21 protein-coding genes and 1 tRNA gene are annotated in these 18,385 nt (G+C 68.1%); 13 read left to right on the forward strand and 9 right to left on the reverse strand.

Annotation, left to right across the window (positions count from 1 at the left end; translation table 11 throughout):
- Window positions 1–945: LLM class flavin-dependent oxidoreductase (locus tag VFR64_10345; GenBank protein HET9490137.1), on the forward strand; the 945-nt coding region annotated here is incomplete at its 5' end.
- A gap of 152 nt (window positions 946–1,097) precedes the next feature.
- A complete protein-coding gene (locus VFR64_10350; protein ID HET9490138.1) occupies window positions 1,098–1,259 on the forward strand; it encodes a hypothetical protein in 162 nt (53 codons plus the stop codon).
- A 52-nt stretch (window positions 1,260–1,311) separates the two neighbouring features.
- On the opposite strand, the gene VFR64_10355 is transcribed toward VFR64_10350, so the two are convergent.
- From VFR64_10355 to VFR64_10375, 5 genes are read right to left on the reverse strand one after another with little or no spacing between them, the layout of a single operon-like run.
- Window positions 1,312–1,959 carry a haloacid dehalogenase type II gene (locus tag VFR64_10355; protein ID HET9490139.1) on the reverse strand — a complete coding sequence of 216 codons (648 nt, stop codon included), beginning with the start codon at window positions 1,957–1,959 and terminating at the stop codon, window positions 1,312–1,314.
- 7 nt (window positions 1,960–1,966) lie between these two features.
- On the reverse strand, window positions 1,967–2,872 hold the full coding sequence (locus VFR64_10360; GenBank protein ID HET9490140.1) for a D-alanyl-D-alanine carboxypeptidase family protein: 906 nt from the start codon (window positions 2,870–2,872) through the stop codon (window positions 1,967–1,969).
- Between the two features lie 45 nt (window positions 2,873–2,917).
- Window positions 2,918–3,187: an HU family DNA-binding protein gene (locus VFR64_10365; protein ID HET9490141.1), complete on the reverse strand. Its 270-nt coding sequence runs from the start codon at window positions 3,185–3,187 to the stop codon at window positions 2,918–2,920.
- 3 nt (window positions 3,188–3,190) lie between these two features.
- Complete coding sequence (locus tag VFR64_10370) at window positions 3,191–3,682, reverse strand: PCP reductase family protein (GenBank protein ID HET9490142.1); 492 nt, start codon at window positions 3,680–3,682, stop codon at window positions 3,191–3,193.
- A complete protein-coding gene (locus VFR64_10375; GenBank protein HET9490143.1) occupies window positions 3,679–3,990 on the reverse strand; it encodes a hypothetical protein in 312 nt (103 codons plus the stop codon). Before VFR64_10375 ends, VFR64_10370 begins: the two co-directional genes overlap by 4 nt.
- Before the next feature lie 156 nt (window positions 3,991–4,146).
- Here VFR64_10375 and VFR64_10380 point away from each other — a divergent pair.
- The 6 genes from VFR64_10380 to VFR64_10405 all read left to right on the forward strand — a co-directional run bounded on the left by VFR64_10380 (window position 4,147) and on the right by VFR64_10405 (window position 11,109).
- Window positions 4,147–4,221: transfer RNA gene (locus VFR64_10380), tRNA-Thr, on the forward strand.
- 224 nt (window positions 4,222–4,445) lie between these two features.
- A complete protein-coding gene (locus tag VFR64_10385; GenBank protein ID HET9490144.1) occupies window positions 4,446–5,831 on the forward strand; it encodes an FAD-binding oxidoreductase in 1,386 nt (461 codons plus the stop codon).
- 145 nt (window positions 5,832–5,976) lie between these two features.
- Entirely contained in the window at window positions 5,977–6,228 is a 252-nt protein-coding gene (locus VFR64_10390) for a DUF4242 domain-containing protein (protein ID HET9490145.1), read from the forward strand.
- Between the two features lie 229 nt (window positions 6,229–6,457).
- Window positions 6,458–9,451 carry an adenylate/guanylate cyclase domain-containing protein gene (locus VFR64_10395; protein HET9490146.1) on the forward strand — a complete coding sequence of 998 codons (2,994 nt, stop codon included), beginning with the start codon at window positions 6,458–6,460 and terminating at the stop codon, window positions 9,449–9,451.
- Between the two features lie 898 nt (window positions 9,452–10,349).
- On the forward strand, window positions 10,350–10,649 hold the full coding sequence (locus VFR64_10400) for a hypothetical protein (protein HET9490147.1): 300 nt from the start codon (window positions 10,350–10,352) through the stop codon (window positions 10,647–10,649).
- Window positions 10,650–10,929: 280 nt separating this feature from the next.
- Window positions 10,930–11,109 carry a hypothetical protein gene (locus VFR64_10405; GenBank protein ID HET9490148.1) on the forward strand — a complete coding sequence of 60 codons (180 nt, stop codon included), beginning with the start codon at window positions 10,930–10,932 and terminating at the stop codon, window positions 11,107–11,109.
- A 14-nt stretch (window positions 11,110–11,123) separates the two neighbouring features.
- Here VFR64_10405 and VFR64_10410 read toward each other — a convergent pair whose 3' ends face one another.
- Window positions 11,124–11,255 carry a hypothetical protein gene (locus tag VFR64_10410; protein HET9490149.1) on the reverse strand — a complete coding sequence of 44 codons (132 nt, stop codon included), beginning with the start codon at window positions 11,253–11,255 and terminating at the stop codon, window positions 11,124–11,126.
- Window positions 11,256–12,323: 1,068 nt separating this feature from the next.
- On the opposite strand from VFR64_10410, the gene VFR64_10415 reads away from it, so the two are divergent.
- The gene (locus VFR64_10415) at window positions 12,324–12,446 is read left to right on the forward strand and encodes a hypothetical protein (protein HET9490150.1); all 123 of its coding nucleotides are present in this window, start codon (window positions 12,324–12,326) and stop codon (window positions 12,444–12,446) included.
- 64 nt (window positions 12,447–12,510) lie between these two features.
- Here the strand turns inward: VFR64_10415 and VFR64_10420 are convergent, their stop codons facing one another.
- Both VFR64_10420 and VFR64_10425 read right to left on the reverse strand, forming a co-directional pair.
- Window positions 12,511–13,377, reverse strand: a complete 867-nt coding sequence (locus VFR64_10420; GenBank protein HET9490151.1) for an exosortase/archaeosortase family protein — start codon at window positions 13,375–13,377, stop codon at window positions 12,511–12,513.
- Window positions 13,378–13,418: 41 nt separating this feature from the next.
- Window positions 13,419–13,643 carry a PEP-CTERM sorting domain-containing protein gene (locus tag VFR64_10425; protein HET9490152.1) on the reverse strand — a complete coding sequence of 75 codons (225 nt, stop codon included), beginning with the start codon at window positions 13,641–13,643 and terminating at the stop codon, window positions 13,419–13,421.
- 244 nt (window positions 13,644–13,887) lie between these two features.
- On the opposite strand from VFR64_10425, the gene VFR64_10430 reads away from it, so the two are divergent.
- Complete coding sequence (locus tag VFR64_10430) at window positions 13,888–15,630, forward strand: tetratricopeptide repeat protein (GenBank protein ID HET9490153.1); 1,743 nt, start codon at window positions 13,888–13,890, stop codon at window positions 15,628–15,630.
- On the opposite strand, the gene VFR64_10435 is transcribed toward VFR64_10430, so the two are convergent.
- Window positions 15,617–16,327 carry a hypothetical protein gene (locus tag VFR64_10435; protein HET9490154.1) on the reverse strand — a complete coding sequence of 237 codons (711 nt, stop codon included), beginning with the start codon at window positions 16,325–16,327 and terminating at the stop codon, window positions 15,617–15,619. The genes VFR64_10430 and VFR64_10435 overlap by 14 nt on opposite strands.
- A gap of 122 nt (window positions 16,328–16,449) precedes the next feature.
- On the opposite strand from VFR64_10435, the gene VFR64_10440 reads away from it, so the two are divergent.
- From VFR64_10440 to VFR64_10450, 3 genes are all read left to right on the forward strand, one after another.
- Window positions 16,450–17,127 carry a GvpL/GvpF family gas vesicle protein gene (locus VFR64_10440; GenBank protein HET9490155.1) on the forward strand — a complete coding sequence of 226 codons (678 nt, stop codon included), beginning with the start codon at window positions 16,450–16,452 and terminating at the stop codon, window positions 17,125–17,127.
- An 84-nt stretch (window positions 17,128–17,211) separates the two neighbouring features.
- Window positions 17,212–17,409: a hypothetical protein gene (locus VFR64_10445; protein HET9490156.1), complete on the forward strand. Its 198-nt coding sequence runs from the start codon at window positions 17,212–17,214 to the stop codon at window positions 17,407–17,409.
- Window positions 17,410–17,412: 3 nt separating this feature from the next.
- Window positions 17,413–18,240: a cytidylate kinase family protein gene (locus tag VFR64_10450; GenBank protein HET9490157.1), complete on the forward strand. Its 828-nt coding sequence runs from the start codon at window positions 17,413–17,415 to the stop codon at window positions 18,238–18,240.
- Window positions 18,241–18,385 lie beyond the last annotated feature (145 nt).

An 18,385-nucleotide genomic window follows, 5' to 3' on the forward strand; every position in this document is an offset into this window, starting at 1 on the left:
CGCGAGGGCTACGAGTGCCTGCCCAACCTGATCCAGCTCGGGCTGTGGCTCGCAACGCAGACCCGAAGGCTCAAGCTCGGCTGCGCCTTCAACGTGCTGCCCATGTGGCACCCGATCCGCCTCGCCGAAGACTACGCCATGGCCGACATCGTCACCGACGGGCGCGTCATCATGGGGGTCGGGCGCGGCTATCACACGCGCGAGGTGGAGACGTTCGGCGCGCCGATGCTCGACAACGCCGCCAACAAGGAGCTCTTCGAAGAGCAGATGGAGGTGCTGCTCAAGTGCTTCAACGAAGAGTCCTGGAGCCATCGGGGCAAGCACTACGACGTCCCCCCCGCCGTGCCCTATCGTGGGTATGACCTGCGCGAGATCACCTGCGTGCCGCGGCCGATCCACCGGCCGGTGGAGATCTGGCAGCCGATCGCCAGTGGCAAGACGCTGGAGTACATCGCGACCCGGGGCATCAAGGGGATGGTCACCCTCAATGGCGAGCGCCTCGTCGACCAGATCTTCCGGGCCTACCGGGATGCGGCAGGCCGGGCCGGGCACGAGCTCCAGCTCGGCGAGGACCTGTGCCTGGGTCTGGGCCTCTACCTGGCCGACAGCCGCGAGGAGGCGATCCGCCGCCTGGAGCCGGCCCACGACGAGCGCTACAAGTGGTTCGCGCCCTTCGGCTTCGTGCGCTACGCCGACGAGCAGGGCCGGCCCTGGGGCACGCCAGGCGCGCCGGCTCGCGTGCCCACGCTGCGCGAAGGCATCGAGCAGAAGGCGTGGCTCGTGGGCCCGGCGGCGCAGGCCATCGAGGTCATCAAGGAGTTCGAGGCCCGCTATCCCGGCCTGGATCAGGTGATGCTCCACTGGACCGAGGGGCTCACGCCCCGCGAATTCACCGAGCAGCTCCACCGCTTCGCCCGGGAGGTCATGCCGGCCTTCCGCCGCTGAGCTGTATACCCCTACCCGGTATTTTCCAGACGGGCGCCGAGCCTCGCGACCGGTGTTTTTTCTTTTGGCTCCCTCGTGCGTGTGATGTAATACCCCCAAGGTCGAGGCTGTCGGGTCGTCGGTCGTCAACTTTGCGGGAGGAGGGAGGACAGATGGCGAAGGCGAAGAAAGCGTTCGGAGGCTATTCGATCAGCTTCAAGGGTTGCAAGGACTCGCTGGAGTCGCTGTTCGGCAGCACTCCGATCGGGCCTTCGGTGATGACCAAGAAGCTCTGGGGCTACGTGAAGCGGAAGCGGCTGGGCAAGCGCCGCTAGAAGCGCGTTGTGAGGGAGGGGGGCACGCGAGCCGCGCCCCCCTCCAAACCGGTTACAGCGGAAGCTCGTCGAGGCGGCTGATGACCATATCAGGTCTCAGGCCCAGTTCCTCGGCGGGGGCGCCGGCGCGGTTGCACCAGGCGACCTGATAGCCGAACGCCTTGGCGCCGGCGACGTCCCAGGCGTTCGAGGACACGAACATGAGCTCGCGGGCAGAGACTCCGAGCGCCCGAGGGCCGAGCTCGTAGACCTGCGGCGCCGGCTTGTAGGTCTTGACCGCGTCGACCGACAGAACGTGCACGAAGTGCCCTCCCAGCCCGCTGGAGGCCACGGCCGCCTGCAGCATGCGTGGCGACCCGTTGGACAGTATCGCGCGCGGCCGGGGCGCCAGCCGTTCCAGGGCCGCGGACACTTCGGGGAAACAGGCGAGCGTCAGATAGGCGTCCAGGAGCCGCCCGACCTGGGCTTCGCTGGCCTGCACCTCGAGCCGGCGGAGGGCGAAGCGTAGCGCCGCCTCCGTCACGGCCCAGAAGTCTTCGTAGCGGCCCATCAGCGAGCGGAGCCAGGTGTACTCGAGCTGCTTCTGGCGCCACACCGCCGAGAGCGCCGCCGGATCGCCGGTGACCTCGCGGCCGGCCTCGACCACCGAGTGCACGTCGAAGAGCGTGCCGTAGGCGTCGAAGATGTACCCGCGGATCATCGGCAGCCTAGCCGCCGATCGACGACGACGGGCGGGCCCGCAGGTGGCGGCGACGGTGCGGGCGGGGCGGAGGATCCTCGGCCGGGGCCTCCAGACCGACCTGCACGAAGCCGAAGTGCAGTAGCCGCTTGGCGTCGAGGAATGACTGGGAGCGACTGCGGCAGCCCAGCACGATCATCACGAACTGCCGGCCGTCCCGCCACGCCGCCACGGCGAGGTTGTATCCCGCCTCGTGGGTGAAGCCGGTCTTCAGAGCCTGCACGCCCAGCGGATCCCGGAACAACGGGATGTGTCGCGTGTGCATCCGGCCGCGAAAGAGGAACGTCTGCCCGCCCAGGAGAAACCGCGTTGCCGGATGGTCCCGGAGCAGCCGGGTCGTGAGCACGGCCATGTCGCGAGCGCTCGTGCGCTGCACCAGATCGGGCAGGCCGTTGGCGTTGCCGAAGCGCGTGGCGGTGAGGCCCAGGTCACGCGCCTTGGCGTTCATCCGCTCGACGAACGTGGCTTCATCCCCGCCGAGGTGCTCGGCCAGCGCGGTCGCGGCGTCGTTGGCCGATGCGATCGCCGCGCCCTCGAGCAGCATCCGGAGCGGCACTCGCTCGCCGGTGCGCAGGCCCATCCGGTAGCGCGGCGTCCGGGCCGCCGCCCGGCTCACGGTGACGGGCTCATCGAGATCGGCCAGGCCGGCTTCGAGGTCTTCGAAGGCGAGATAGATCGTCATCAGCTTGACGAGGCTGGCCGGCGCCCGCTCCAGGTCGGCGTTCTTGGCGTAGAGGACCTGGCCCTCGGCGTCGACGAGGACCACCGCTTCCGCGCTCAGTCTGGGCGGGCGCCCGTTCTGGGCGGCAGCGACGGCGGGGACGAAAACCGCGACAGCGAAGGCGCCTGCGAGAATTCGGCTCGCCCCGTGCACCGCGCCATTCTAGCCAGCGTCGTGAGGCCTCCACAAGGGAAACCGTCAGCGTACGGCCTGCTTGAGCTCCTTGGAGGGCTTGAACCGGGGGCTGCGGCCGGCGACTGTGACGGTTTGGCCGGTTTTGGGATTACGCACGGTGCGCGGACGGCGGCGCGCCACCGAGAAAGTGCCAAAGCCGACGAGGGTGACCGAGTCACCGTGCTTCAAGGAAGTCCGGATCGCCCCCAGCACGGCCCGCAGCCCGCGCTCGGCGCCGCTCTTGGGCCAGCCGCTGGCCTTCGCCATCTGCGCGACCAGGTCGCGGCGGGTCATCGACTACATCCCGAAGGCGCCGCGCGCCTCGTCCATCACCGCCTCGGTCACGGTGCCATAGCCCCTGGCTTCGGCGAAGCGCTCGATGGCTCGCCGCGCCATCGGGCGGATGAATTCCGGGACGCGATCCATGCGAGCCGCGGCCTCCGCGGACCAGGCAACGGCCGCTGGCGGCGCGACGGCCCCCTGTTCCAGCATCGCCCCGAACGGACAGGCGGCCGCGGGTTCGGCGCTCGCCGTCTCCGGCCCGAAGGCGTCCGGGCGGGCATCGGCCATCGACGCCCGCAGATGCTCGAACGGCGTGGGTGGCGCGGACCGGCCCCCGATCTTGACGCCCAGGCTTCGCACCATCTGCGTCTCGAACGGGTTCGTCAGCATGGCGATCCGAAAGCCACACTCCGGACAGCGGAACGTAATGCTCAGCGAGCCGTCGGCCGGATCGTCGGTGCCGTGGAGCTTCATCGGCTCGTCACAGTCGAGGCAGAGGAACTTCATGGCGGCGTCATTCTAGCAGGCTGCTTCACGAGGCGGTATCCCTTGGCCTCCATGCAGCGCTGCGCCGTTCGGACCTTGAACGCCAGGCTGTCGCCGGGATACGAGAAAGCCCCGTAGGGGGGCCGGCGCCAGCCCCCCGGCCAGTCGCGATCGGCATCGGCGACGACGTCGAGATGCAGAGAGAGCCGGTGGGCGAACTCGTCGCACTCGAGCTCGTCCTGCGCCATCACGCTGGCCGGCGTCCCCGGCCGGTGCCAGACGTAGGCGGCGCACCCAGACGTGGCCAGCACCATCGCGGCGAGGACCACCGTCGTCCAGCGAGAGCACCAAGAGAACGCCCTGGTCGGCATTGTTGATTGGAGGGGCCCTTCAATAGTCGCGCAAACTGCGGCATGCGTCGAGCCCTCCCCCTCCCGCAGGCCGGCAAGATGGTAGAATCGAGCGCACCCTCTGCGACCCTCCGCGCCGGGGTAGCTCAGAGGCAGAGCAACTGATTCGTAATCAGTAGGTCGCGGGTTCGACTCCCGCCCCCGGCTCCAGCCGAATCAACATCTTCCGTCTCAGTCTGCCGCCGCACGGCCGTCAAGGAACTGGAGCGCGCAGGCGCAGAGGGTGGAGCACGCCGCGCTCGGCCTCGCCCCGCCTGGTGTCGGGTCGGGGCCTTCCAAGAATAATCGTATTGGAGGCATAATCGGAATTCGTTGCGCCCGTGACGCGGGACGGGATCAACATCCGGGACTCATACCCTTCGGGAGGGCAAGTGATGACTGATCAGGCCATTTCGGCCTTCCTGCAGAACCTTCGCGGACGACTGATCCGCCCGAGCGATGCTGAGTACGACGCCGCACGCGCGTTGTACAACGGCATGATCGACAAGCGACCGCGGCTGATTGCGCGCTGCGTTGATGTCGCCGACATCATCACCGCGGTGAACTTCGGCCGCGAGCAGGGGCTTCTTATCGCAATCCGAGGCGGCGGCCACAACGGCCCCGGGCTCGGTGGTTGCGACGACGGTCTAGTGATCGACCTATCGATGATGAGAAGCGTGCGCGTGGATCCGGCGACGCGAACCGTTCGGGTGGATCCTGGTTGCACGTCGGGTGACGTCGATCACGCTACCCATCCATTCGGACTTGCCGTGCCCTTTGGCATCGTCTCGACCACTGGTGTTGCGGGCCTCACCCTCGGCGGCGGCACCGGTTATCTGACCCGCAAGTACGGACTCACAATTGACAACCTCGTCGAGGCTGACGTCGTCCTCGCGGACGGAAAGTTTGTGACGGCGAGTGAGAAGCAGCATCCCGATCTGTTCTGGGCTCTCCGCGGCGGCGGCGGCAACTTTGGCGTCGTGACGAGCTTTCTGTTCCAAGCTCATCCCGTCAGCGTGGTTTACGCCGGCCCGATTTTCTGGGATGCTATTCATGCCAGGGCGGTGATGCAAGCCTATCGCGACTTCCTGAGTACGGCGCCCGAGGAGCTCGGCGCCTTCGTCGGTCTCAAGACCGTGCCGTCCATGGACCCGTTCCCGAAGGACCATTGGGGCAAGCGCGCGTGCGCAGTCATCTCAAGCTACAACGGCTCCGCCGTGGACGGCGAGAGGGCGCTCGCACCGCTGCTCAACGCCGTGCCAGCCCCTCTTTTCAACTGGATGAGTGCGATGCCGTTCCCGGCGATGCAGGGGCTGTTCGACCCGTTCTTTCCCAAGGGCCTCCAATGGTACTGGAAGGGCGACTTCGTGAAGGCGCTGCCGGACGAGGCGATCGACACGCATATCGCACAAGCGGCTAAGGCGCCGAGCGAGCTTTGCCTCATGCACCTGTACCCAATCGACGGCGCCGTCCGCCGAATCGCGAAGGACGCGACGCCGTGGAGCGCGCGTGACGCCACCTGGTCGATGGTCATCGCCGGGATCGATGCCGACCGGAAGCGGGCCGAGGCACTGAAGAACTGGGGGCGCGCGTACTGGAACGCCGTGCACCGCTTCAACCTCGAGGGCGCCTACGTCAATTTCATGATGGACGACGAGGCCGCCGGTCGCGTCCAGGCAACCTATGGCGACAACTACCCGCGCCTCGCGTCGATCAAGGCAAAGTACGACCCGAAGAACTTGTTCCATGTCAACCAGAACATCCAGCCGGCCGCGATCTGATAGCGGCGACTGCGCTTTCACGACGTCGACGCCTTGTGGCGGCCGGCGGTTGGTTGCACTGGGGCGATGACTCGGCTAGATTGGCGACGCCTCGCTGTAACCCCGTCGAATACCGGAACGGCTGAATTGAGGAGGCGCGCCGACCATGCCGCTCTACCTGGACGTCCACAACAAGATCGACGGCCTGACCGCCGAGACCGCGGCCGAAGCCCACAGGAAGGACCTCGCGGTTCAGGGCAAGTACGGCGTCAACTACATCCGTTACTGGTACGACGAGGGAACCGGGAAGGTGTTCTGCCTTTGCCAAGCCCCGAGCAAGGAGGCGGCGGCCGCGGTGCACCGCGAGGCGCACGGCGCGAGTGCCGACGAGATCATCGAGGTGAAGGAAGGATCGTAGGAGGCCAGCGTCTATCCGGGCGGGTCGCCAGCCCCGGCCGACGCAGGATGCCGTGAGCTGCCCGAACTGTCGGCACGATAACCCGCCCGGTGCGAAGTTCTGCAGCGGTTGCGGTGGGCGCCTCGAAGCCGTGTGCCCGGCGTGCGGCCACTCGAACTTGTCGGGCAGCCGCTTCTGCAACGAGTGCGGGAACCGACTCGACATGCGGTCGGTCGCCGCCGCAGCGACGATGTCCCCCGACACTTATACCCCGCGCTATCTGGCCGAGAAGATCCTCACTTCTCGGCACGCGCTGGAGGGGGAGCGCAAGCAGGTCACCGTCCTGTTCGCCGACGTGAAGGGCTCGCTCGAGCTGCTCAGCGACCGGGATCCGGAGGAGGCCCGCGAGCTGCTCGACCCGGTCCTCGAGCGCATGATGGAGGCCGTCCACCGCTACGAGGGCACCGTCAACCAGGTGATGGGCGACGGGATCATGGCGCTGTTCGGCGCGCCACTCGCTCACGAGGACCACGCCGTGCGCGCCTGCTATGCCGCGCTCGCGATGCAGCAGGCGATTCGCCGCTACACGGCCGAGGTGCGGCGGGATCACGGCATCGAGATCCAAGTCCGCGTCGGTCTCAACTCCGGCGAGGTGGTCGTGCGCGCGATCGGGAACGATCTCCGCATGGACTACTCGGCGGTGGGCCAGACGACCCATCTCGCCGCCCGGATGGAGCAGCTGGCGACCCCCGGATCGACCCGGCTGACCGGAGAAACGCTCCGGCTGGCCGAAGGGTTCGTGCAGGTCGTCCCGATAGGCCCGGTCCCGGTCAAGGGGCTGCCAGGTCCGGTCGAGGTCTTCGAGCTGGCCGGGCCATCGGCGACGCGCACGCGCCTGCAGGCGGCGGCGGCGCGAGGGCTGACGCGCTTCGTGGGACGTGATCGAGAGCTCGACCATCTCCGCCAGGCTCTCGACAAGACGCGAGTTGGACAGGGGCAGGTTGTGGCGGTGGTGGGCGAGCCCGGCGTGGGCAAATCGCGCCTGCTCTGGGAATTCATCCACTCGCACCGAACCCAGGGCTGGCTCGTGCTCGAGTCGAGCGCTGTCTCCTACGGCAAGGCGAGCGCGTACCTGCCTGTCATCGATCTCTGCAAAAGCTATTTCCGCATCGACAGCCACGACGATGCTCGCAGCATCCGCGAGAAGGTGACCGGGAAGCTCCTGACACTCGACGAATCGCTCCGCGCGATGGTGCCAGCCTTCCTCTCGCTCCTCGAGCTCCCGAGTGACGACGTCGCCTGGGACGTTCTGGATCCGGGCCAGCGCCGCCGCCAGACGGTCGACGGCCTACGACGGATGCTGCTGCGCGAAAGCCAGATCCAGCCGCTCTGTGTTGTGTTTGAGGACCTCCACTGGGTGGATGCGGAGACCCAGGGGCTGCTCGACGCGCTGGTCGAGAGTCTGCCGACTGCCCGCATCCTGCTGCTCGTCAACTACCGGCCCGAGTACGGACATGGCTGGGGAGGCAAGACCTATTACAGCCAGCTTCGGCTCGATCCTCTGCCGCCCGAGAGCGCCGAGGAGCTGCTCGACACGCTGCTCGGTGACGATGACGACCTCGAGCCCCTCAAGCGTCTGCTGGTGGAGCGAACGGAAGGCGTTCCGTTCTTCCTGGAGGAGAGCGTGCGAACGCTTGTGGAGACCGGGGCACTGGCGGGCGAGCGCGGTCGTTATCGACTGGGGCGTTCCCTCGACACCATCCAGGTGCCGGCCACCGTGCAGGCCATTCTGGCCGCGCGGATTGACCGTCTTCCGCCCGAGGACAAGACCCTACTGCAGACGGCGGCTGTGATCGGCAAGGACGTGCCATTCGTCCTGCTGCAGGCAATCAGCGGGATTCCCGACGAGGCGCTGCGCCTTGGCCTCGCTCGGCTGCAAGCCGCTGAGTTCCTCTACGAGACGGCCCTCTTCCCCGAGCTCGAGTACACCTTCAAGCACGCGCTGATTCAGGAGGTGGCCTACGGCGGCCTGCTCCAGGAGCGTCGGCGGGATCTTCACGCCCGCATCGTGCGGGTCTTCGACGGCCTCTATCCGGGACGCGCGGGGGAGCAGTCGAGCTGGCTGACCCTCCACGCGTTCCGGGGCGAACTGTGGGACCGCGCCGTCGCCTACCTGCGTGGCAGCGAGCTGCCGAATCTCGATGGGTATCTGAGCGGGTTCACGGGCGGCGACGACCCCGGCGCCGCCTGGTGGGTGGGCGATCACGAGCATGCCATCAGAGCCGCCCTACGGGAGCGCAGCGTGATCCCGCACCTGGGCGGCTCGTGGCAATTGTCGCTGAGGCTCGCGATCAACCTGCGCCTTGGTCAGGCGCACCATTCGCTCGGCCAGTACCTCCGGGCGATCGACGCCCTGCGCAAAAATGTCGACCTTCTCGGAGTCGACCTCCTGCACGAGCGGTGCAACATGGCCGGGCTGCCCTCCGTGTTCTCTCGGGCGTGGCTGGCCCTCTGCCTCGCCGAGCGGGGGGAGTTCGTGGAAGCGGTGGAACTCGGTGAGCAGGCGCTCGCCATCGCCGCGACCGGTGATCCGGGGTACAGTTTCACCGTTGGGTGTGCAGGCCTCGGCAACGTGTGCGTGGCGCGCGGGGACTTCGTTCGAGCCATCGAGGTCTTGGAGCGCGGTCTGGTGCGCGAGCTGGACGAGCACAGCACGCGGGTGTGGCCGTTCATCGGCTCCGCCCTGGGAGCCGCGTACACATATGCCGGGCGCCTTGGCGACGCTCTGCCGCTCCTCGAGGAGTCGGTCGAGCGCGCGGCCGCCATGAAGCTCAAGGCCAATCAGTCGCTCAGGCTGGCACGACTGGGCGAGGCGCACCTCCGCGCGGGGCAGCCCCAGAGCGCCTTCCCGCTCGCCGCCCAGGCTCTCGACCTCGCTCAGGAACACCGCGAGCGCGGGTACGAGGCGCACGCGCTCCGACTGCTCGCCGCGGTCGAGATGGCGCGCGAGGCACCGGCCCTGGAACGTGCCGAGGAAGGGTACCGCAAGGCCGTCGCGCTGGCCGAGTCGCTCGGCATGCGCCCCCTCGTGGCCCACTGCCACCTCGGCCTCGGGAAGCTCTACCGCCGCACGGGCAAACGCGACGAGGTCCGCGAGCACCTCACCACAGCCACGACGATGTACCGCGAGATGGACATGCGGTTCTGGTTGGAGCAGGCGGAGAGGATGACGGAGCTGGAATAAACATAACACCGGAGCACGAGCAGCTGGTCGCTCGGCTCAGTTCCTCGACGGCGGCTTTAGCGGCTGCTGTGCGGCAGGTCCCAGTGGGGTGGGAGACGGAGCCGCCGGCGCCGGGCGAGTGGTCCGCTCAGGAGACCCTTGGGCGTATGTCAGTCGAATTCCTGACCCGTTAGGCCATCGAGCACGCCGAGGAGCATGCAGAGCAGATTGCCAAGACGGCGCGTCTGCTCAGAGAACGGAACAGATCCTGAGGACCTGAGCCAAACCGCATCGTCGCCGTCTTGGTGCTGGCTGTGAGGAGGGCGGGGTGACGTCGCGCGGTGCCTGTTGATCTGTCGGGTAACCCCGAGTAGCCTGCCTCCACTTGGGATGAGGCGATTCGGCTCCTTGCTGAGGGGAAGATCGCGCCCTCCGCGCGATCCTCAAGGCCAATGGGCTCTGTGCGAGCGACGCCGAGCAGGTCGGGCGGCTGTATGTGGAGAGTGGGTTCGCTGCGGCATCCCACCGCAGTTTCATCGTGCAGGCCATGCGCGAATACCGTACGCCCGCTGGCGCGAGTACGACGCCGAAGATACCGTGCCCTTCCAGAGCCTGCGCCTCCACGAGGCGGGGATGATCAAGTCCACCCCCCAGAAGATCAGTTGAAGGTGTAGGCGCTGCATGAAAGCAGTCGGAGCCTCGGGGGAACCGGCCTTGCGCTCCATACGCAATCGGTGGCCCTGGGTGTTCACCGTGAGCGCGGAGTGCCCGAGCTGTGGGCGCTCTTGTCCCGTCTTCGGGATCATCACGCATCTCAACGACACTCACCGCTGGACTCGGGAGCATATCGCGGGTTGGGTCGCGAGCATCGAGCCAGAGATCGGCACTCCAAAGCGAGCACCTAGCAGGAGGAATAGGCATGATCATGCGAATTACGTGGGGAAAACTTCGAGCCGGTTCGTGGAATGAATTTGAGAAAACGTATCACGCCACGGTGGCCACCAAAGGGCGTCACACCCAGGGGCTTCGCGGGCGGTGGCTCCTACAAGATACGGATGATAGGGATACTGGCTTTGCAGTAAGTTTGTGGGAACGCGCTGCCGATATGCAGGCGTATGAGCAGAGCGACCTCTACCGACAAGAGTTTGCGCCTGCTCTTCAGCCCTTCTTTGTCGGTGATTACAAGACCTATCGCTGTGAGGTCAAGTATATGCAATAGAGGCAATGGCGAACCCTCAGTGCCCGCTTATTTGGGGACGACTGAGATAGTGGCGTCCCATGGAGGACCGCCCCGATGCGCGGAAGGACGACCTGGTGAAGAAGAAGGTTGTCCCGCATGCGATAGCTCGGAAGGGATGACCCTGTCGAAAAACTGCTGGTCGGCCTTCACGTGCCATGCGCCGGTGAGGCATGAGGCGCCGGAGCCGTGAGACGCCGAGCGGGGCTTTCCTGGAGCTAGTTGATCTGAACCGGCCCGCCGGGGTCTGGGAGGCTCCAGCATGGTGACACCGTGGCGCACGCAGGCGATCCTGGTCATCGGCATCGTGATCCTCGTGCTCTCGGTCCTGGCCGATGCCCTCGGCCTGGGCCGTGTCGAGGGCTTCGGTTGGAAGCAAGCCCTCGGCGTGGTCGTTGGCATCGCGCTCATCGGGGTCGGCTACTACTTGCGTGGAAGGTAGGATAGTCGGCGGCGTCAGGCCGCTCGGGACTCGTCGGCCGCGGCGCCGGCTGCGTACTGGATGGTCCCGGCGTCCCGGTGGCAGATCCCGCAGCGCTCCCCGACCACGAAGTAGTAGTCGTCGTTGACGAGTCGGACCGCATTCATCGTCTTTCTGGCATCCTCGGAGGTGATCCGAAGAGCCCGGGCAAGACACGCATGGCAGACCGGCGTGCCCGGACGGGCCCGAACGAAGGCGGCGGCAGCGACGTGCTCCTGATCGGCGAGAGGCTGCAGGCAGCGAGCACACGTGAGACCAGATCGAAGTTGCCGGCTCATGATCATAGGAATGTTGCTGAGGCAAACGCCAGGCCAGGATCCGATGTGCGCCGAGTCAATGAGAGAGGAATCGCCGTGGGCGGCGGCGGCCTGTCCACCGTCGAGACCTGAAACAGCTGCATCATCGTGAAAACAAAGGCGATCAAGTCTCGCGCGGGGAGAGAACTGGAAGCGGGATAGGGAGGACGCCGGGTGGCTCCGAAAGCGAACCAGGCACCCCCATGACCGAGCGGGCCCTCGAGATAGATCGACAGGCCGAGAAAGAGAAGACTCAAGTAGAGCAGGCCAGGCAACAGGGCACCGCCCGGGGCGATGCCGGCCATGAGCAAGACGCATCACGCGAACGTGACCACCCGAGAGCCCGAAACACGGCGATAATCGCGCCTCCCCACTTCGTTTGTGGCGGTCGGGCCAGGCTGATAGACTCAGTGATGCCAGCGCAAACCGTATCTGCACCGCGAAGGGAGCCGAGGTTGGGGAAGTCGGGGTGGCGCGAGTTCCAGTGTCCCGTTGTAAACGAGACAGTACGCATACGACTCACCCGAAAGCCGTCGTTCGATAGGCCACTGCCCTATACCGCGCAGTGCGACCAGATCGACTGCCAGTACGTGGAGCACAACGAGCCGCCATGCCCGATCAACGTGGGCATGTTCGCGGACGCGATTCGCGAGATCGAAGCGCGCCGTCGGGCCGCCGCCGCATCCGACTGACGAACCACCCGCGTCAAATCGACGCCCCCTGCCATGTTGACAGCGCGGTGACCGTCCGGTCGCGATCGTTTGTGCAATAACCCCTCGCCATCCAACGACACATCACGCTGCTCACACCGGTCAAGTTTGGCGTCCCACGTGCATCACGCTGGAACGCCGTAATGACTACCGGCGAGGAGGTGAGTCGATGAAGACGTTGAGCGTCGCCCTGCTACTGGCACTGGCAGTGTTCACGGGTGTCGGCATTGCCCAGGCCAATGATGACAGCACCGACTGGTTGATAAGGATCAACAGCATCCAGGCTGACTAGCGAGCCGCATTGGGGTGTCGGCGGGGGTTCCCCCGCCTGACACCTCGGCCCGATTCGCCTTACCTCACCGATTCCGACCCGGCCATACCAGCGGCCGGGGGCGCGTTCTTCGCGGAGCAGCATTGCAAACCATGAGCACCCCGAACCCGAGCGTCCACGCCAGCGCCAGCAACCAGATAGCCCGCCCGGCGTAGTCGTGGAGGCTGCCCAGCGCGGCCTGCGGCCCGAGCACGTGGGTGGCCGCCGCGATCGTGGTGACGCGCAGGGCATTGGCCACGACTCCGGCCACTACGGCGGTGACGATGACGACGAGACGGCGGGACCGGGTCGGCACGTAGATGAGCGCGAAGGCCGTGATGACGACGAGCAAGACCATGAGAAAGCGGAGGCCATTGCAACTCTCATCGACTCGCAGGTTCAGATCGGTCAGGTGGATGAGCACGCCGGCTTGCGAAGCCGGGATGTGGAGAAGCGCCAACGAGCCGGCGGCGAAGCCGGCGGCGAAGTGCTGGAGCGGGAGTGTCACCGCAGTCACCGCGGCCTGTGGCAACGGCAACATGAACAGCAGGAAGGCGAACGGCGCCGCCGCCTGACGCATCCACCTCGGGCCGCGGAGCCACAGTGCGATGCCCGCCACGGCCAGCACCGTAGAGACAACGTGGGCCTCCACACGCTGGGTGGCATGGCCGACCCCCGCCAGCACGACGCCGGCGCCGAGGAACGCGAGGCCCTCGGGGGCGCGGGGCCCGGGGGGATGGCGGAGCTGGTGACGACGGGTCCACAGCATGACGAGGCTCAGGACCGGGACGAAGATGCCGTGGCCGGCGTAGCGATGAGTGGACCACGCGTGCCCGATCTCCGCCATCGTCGGCAGGTAGAACGTGACGACGACGAGCAGCAGACACCACTCGAGCAGGGGGCGGCGGTTCACGGGAAGATCCGTCGACGGCCGGAACGCGGTCGGCGGCCGGCCTACTTGCGCCGCAGAAACCAGCCCGCGCCGCCGAGGAGCGCCAGTGCCGAGCCGATCGCGTAGAGCGAGGACGGCTCGGGAACGCTCCCGGTGTACCCGGACCCGGAGGTCCAGTTCCCGTTGCCGCGACGGTGCCGGCTCTCGCCCCAGGCCATCCCGAACGCGTCCCCCGCGACCAGCGTCAGGCACAGCGCCCCGGCCAGCAAAGCCAATGTCGCTTTCATACGCTCACTCCAATCTCAAACGTTCGTCCGGGAAGTGTCATCGCGCGGCGCGCTGGTGTCCAGATGCCCGAGGATCTAAGCCCATGCGGCTTTGACGATTTCCGCGCCGAGGCTGGATCGGAATTGGGCAGACGTGTGGTATAAGAGCGCGCGAGGCACGCATGCGCAGTCACACCCCCCACTGCTGGCCTCCGCTGCGCTGCCCGACGGGCGCCGACCCCCGCGGTGCCGGGAGTTCTCACCGGTGAAGAGCTTCGAGTCGTGGTGCGAGCGGGCGAAGACGTCGGCGCGCCAGGGCCGGTACTCCGATGCCGAGGCGGCCTGCCGGGAAGCCCTGCGCCTCAAGCCGGCAGACGTCACGGCCCGGCTGGATCTCGGCCTGGCCCTGCGACGGCAGCGGCGCAGCGATGAGGCCGAGGCCGTGCTGCGCGAAGCGCTCCAGCTCGAGCCCGACATCGCCACGACGCACGCCGAGCTGGGCGCCATTCTGTTCGAGCAGGGACGCTACGTCGAGGCCGCGGCCGCCTTCCGCGAGGCCGTCCGGCTGCGCCCGGACTTCGCCCGTGCTCACGTCAACCTGGGCCTGAGCCTCGAGCGTCAGAGTGACTGGGTCGGTGCCGAGGCGGCCTTCCGCCAGGCCCTGGCGTTACGCGCGGACGATCCAGTGGCCCGCACCAATCTGGCCCTGGTGCTTCGACGCCTCCGGCGCCCGGCCGACGCTGAAACAACCCTGCGCGAGGCCGTGGTCCGAGATCCGGACTCGGCGGCCGCACACGCCGAGCTCGGCGCGACGCTGTTCGAGCAGGGACAGTACGCGGAGGCCGAGGTCGCCTACCGGGAGGCCGGTCGCTTGCGGCCACAGTGGGTGCGGCCTCACGCCGGGTTGGCCGCCACCCTGGAGCGCCGGGGCCGCCTGCGCGAGGCCGCCATCACCTACCGCGAAGCGGTGCAGTTGCAGCCGGACGACGCCGAGCTGCACCGGCGCCTGGGGATCGTGCTGGCCAAGCGGCGTCGCCACGGGGAAGCGGCCATGGCCCTCCGCGAATCGCTCCGTCTGCGTCCGGAGGACATCGACGCTCGCTGGGAGCTGGCCGTGGTGCTCGAGCGCCAGGGCGATTACGACGGCGCGATCGCCGAGCTGCGGGCGGCGATCCGGTCGCGGCCAGCGGCGCTGGCGCCCTACCGGCTTCTCGCCCTGGCGCTCCATCGGCAGGGTCGCTGGGCGGCCGTGGCCGATGTCTACGCCGAGGCGCTGGCCTACCACCCGGAAAACGCCGGTCTCCACGCGGCTCGCGGGCACGCGCTGGGCGCGTCAGGCGATTATGCTGGCGCGGCCGACGCCTTCCGACAGGCGCTTCGTCTCGGTCCGCGAACCGCCGAGCTCCTCTTCGAGCTCGGCGTGGCGCTCGGGCGGCAGGGCCGGCACGTGGAGGCCGAGCACGCGTTCCGAGAGTCGCTCAAGCTCAATCCCGACGACATCCGCGTGCGCGCCAACTACGCGCTCGGTCTCGGCCGCCAGGGCCGGCACGCCGAGGCCGAGCAGGGATATCGCGAGGCGCTCGCGCGCCGACCCGACCAGCCCGCGCTGCACCGTGGCCTGGGCGTCGCGCTGTACTGGGTCGGCCGGTATGCCGCCGCCGAATCGGCGTTCCAGGAGGCCATCCGTTTGCGGCCGGGTTATGTCCGCGCCCTCGGCGATCTCGGCGAGCTCCTCGCCGAGCAGGGGCGTCACACGGAGGCCGAGGCCGTGTACCGGACCGCACTGGTCCACCGGCCGCACTCGGCGCGGTCGCGGGCGGGGCTCGGTGCTGTGCTGCTCGCCCAGGAGCGGTGGGTCGACGCCGAGGACGCATTCCGCGAAGCCATGCGCATCAACACCAACCTGGCCGCCGCGCACCTGGGGCTGTGGCGGGCCCTGGAGGCCCAGGGCAAGTGGGCGGAGCTGGAACAGGCGCGGAGCCGGGTGCCGGGCTTCAGCGCGCGCTGAGAAGCCGGCCGAACTCGTCCAGCTCGCGCGTGGAGACGCCGGGCGCCTGGCGCAGCTTCTCCAGCACCGCCTCCGGCGACTCCTCCAGCGCGCGGCTGACCCGGGCGAACTTCTTCATGAGGCGCTGGGCCTCCAGGGCGGCCTTCCGCTGGGCCGCCGCGTGCAAGACCCGGAAGCCGAAGGCGAGAACTCGGCTGTCGAGCCGCACGAAGCCGGAGACGGCCGGCGCGACGAACACCCGCCCCTGGGAAGCCGGGCGCGTGCGGTACTCGATCATCGTGAGCGCCTCACCGTGGATCGTGGGCAGCAACGCCGCGTTGTATTCCCCGTCGGCGTGGAACAGGCGCGTGCCGTTCGCGGCGTAGACGAGGCGGAACTCTCCGGTGAGGCCTCGACCATCGTCGAGGACCATCCCGCTGGGCGTGTTCCGGATCGTGAATTTCGACAGCCGCAGCACGCGGGCGACGTCGGTCGCGAACGCGGGATGATCCAGGAGGTACTCGAAGACGGCGGCGCGCGCCAGGAACGGTTCGGCCTCGACGCGCGTGGCCACATCGGCCGTCGTGGCCAGCCGTTCCCACACGGTTCGCTCGGCCGGCGGCACCGTCGAGGGCAGGTGGAGAAGGGGATTGGCGCCCATCGGAGCGGCGGCCGATACGATGCCGAGAGTTACGAGGGCGACGAGCGCAACGCGCACGACGAAAAAATTATACCCTCGACCAGGCAATCTTCTTCAGCGCCCCTTGACCTCGTGGCCGCCGCCTCGTACTCTCGGCCGCGACGGCCCTGGCCCGACTCCGGCACGCCGAGGAGGCAGCGATGGAGACGCCCCGGGTTTCGCGCCCACTTCGCTACCTCTACGCGATCACCCAGGGCTTGCCCGGCACCTGGCGCCCCCCCGGCGCGGGTGTGGGCGACACGATCGTCGCGCAGCCGGTCCGCGATCTCCTCCTCGTCTCGAGCCCGATCGGTGCCGTGCCGGCGCGGACCCTGAGCGCCGAAGCCGCGCATGACGACATCGTGGCCAGTCTGCTCGAGGCGCCGGCCGTGCTGCCATTCCGATTCGGAACCGTCGTGGCCGAAGCGAAGCTCGAGAGTTGGCTGGAGGCGTGCGGCCCCCGCATTCGCGCCGGCCTGGCCGACGTGCGCGGCCGCGTGGAGATGATCGTGCGTCTGCTCCGGCTCGATCAGCGCAGCGGCGATCCGGCGAGCGACGGTGATCTGACGGCAGCGGCGCTTCGCGCGCTCGCCGAGCGTCTCGTCGAGCGGGCTGGCCTGGCCAGGTGGCAGTACTGTCCCACGGGGCGGGGGGCCAACCTGGCGGCCTCGGTGGTGTTCCTCGTCCCGCGCGAGGATGTTCCCGCGTTCCTGGCCCGCATCGCCCCGGTGGCCGCGCGGGCCGAGAACATGGCCGTCGTCCCGACCGGGCCGTGGCCCGCGTACTCCTTCGCGCCATCGCTGGACGACGGCTTGCCGGTGGTGGCGGCTTCGGCCTGAGCCCACGCCACCACCCGCCGGCAAGGGTGCCTTGCCGGTGCGTCGGCGTTCGGGTAGGCTTGGCTCCCTTTACAAGGAGCTCGTATGCCACGACTCGCCCGCGCGAGCGTCGAGCAGCTGATGACGGAACAGCCCGGGCGCACTCTGGAAGAAGCCCTCGGGGTCTTCGAGGTCTTCGCCAGCGGCTCCTTGAGCGATGAGGTGTACATCCTCGAGGACGTCGCCGGCAAGCGTATCGCGATCGCTCCGACCGCGCTCAAAGACAGATACCGGCGGGGGTGAGTCATGGCCATCGTGACGATCTCGCATCAGATGGGCGCCGGCGGGCCGGAGGTCGGCACCGCGGTGGCCCAGCGCCTGGGCTACCGTTACGTCGACCAGGAGCTGCTGCAGGACGCCGTGCGCCGCTACGGGCTGGCCGAGGAGAAGCTCTCGCACCTCGATGAATCGAAGCCCTCGCTGTTCGAGCGCTTCGACGCCGAGACGCGTCACTACATCACGATTCTCCAGACGACGCTGCTGGAGTTCGCCGAGGCGGACGACGTCGTCCTCATGGGTCGGGGTGGCCAGTGGCTGCTGCGTGGCATCCCGCACGTGGTGCGCGTTCGCCTCATCGCGCCCTTCGAGTATCGGGTGCGCCAGTGGGTGAAGCGCTCCACGGAGCTGGCCCGGGAGACTCCCAACCAGCGCGCGGCCGCCGACTTCTTGCGCCGGGACGACGCGGAGAAGCGGGGGCGGATGCGCTACCTCTACGAGGTGGACGTCGACGAGCCGACCCTCTACGACATGGTGTTCAACACCGAGAAGCTGACGTACGACGCCATCGTGGAGATGATCGAGCGCGGGGTTCGGCATCCGGCCGTCGCCACCACGGAGCGGGCGCGGCAGATCGTGGCCGACCGGGCGCTGGCCTCACGCGTCCAGGTCGCCCTGGCCATCCATCCCGACACGCGTCGCTATCGCCTCACCGTGGAGGCCCAGGGCGGCATCGTGACCATCGAGGGCACCACGGCGCTGGAGCAAGCCCTGCAGGTCGCCCGAGAGGTCCCGGGGGTCCGCGATGTCCGCACCCGCCCCCTGGAAATCCCCCCCATCCCCCCCTTCGTCGCCTGACGCAAGAGCGCCCCGCTGGGCGTTCCGCGCATGAAGCGCAGCCCGATGCCGTCTGCCTCGCGCGAAAGAAGGGGAGGAAGTCACTAGCGCCGGCCCACGGGAGGGTCGTGGTCCCGGGCGGGGGGTGCTGGGGAGGGGTCGTGGG

The organism is Candidatus Methylomirabilota bacterium (assembly GCA_035709005.1).
Lineage (GTDB): Bacteria > Methylomirabilota > Methylomirabilia > Rokubacteriales > CSP1-6 > 40CM-4-69-5.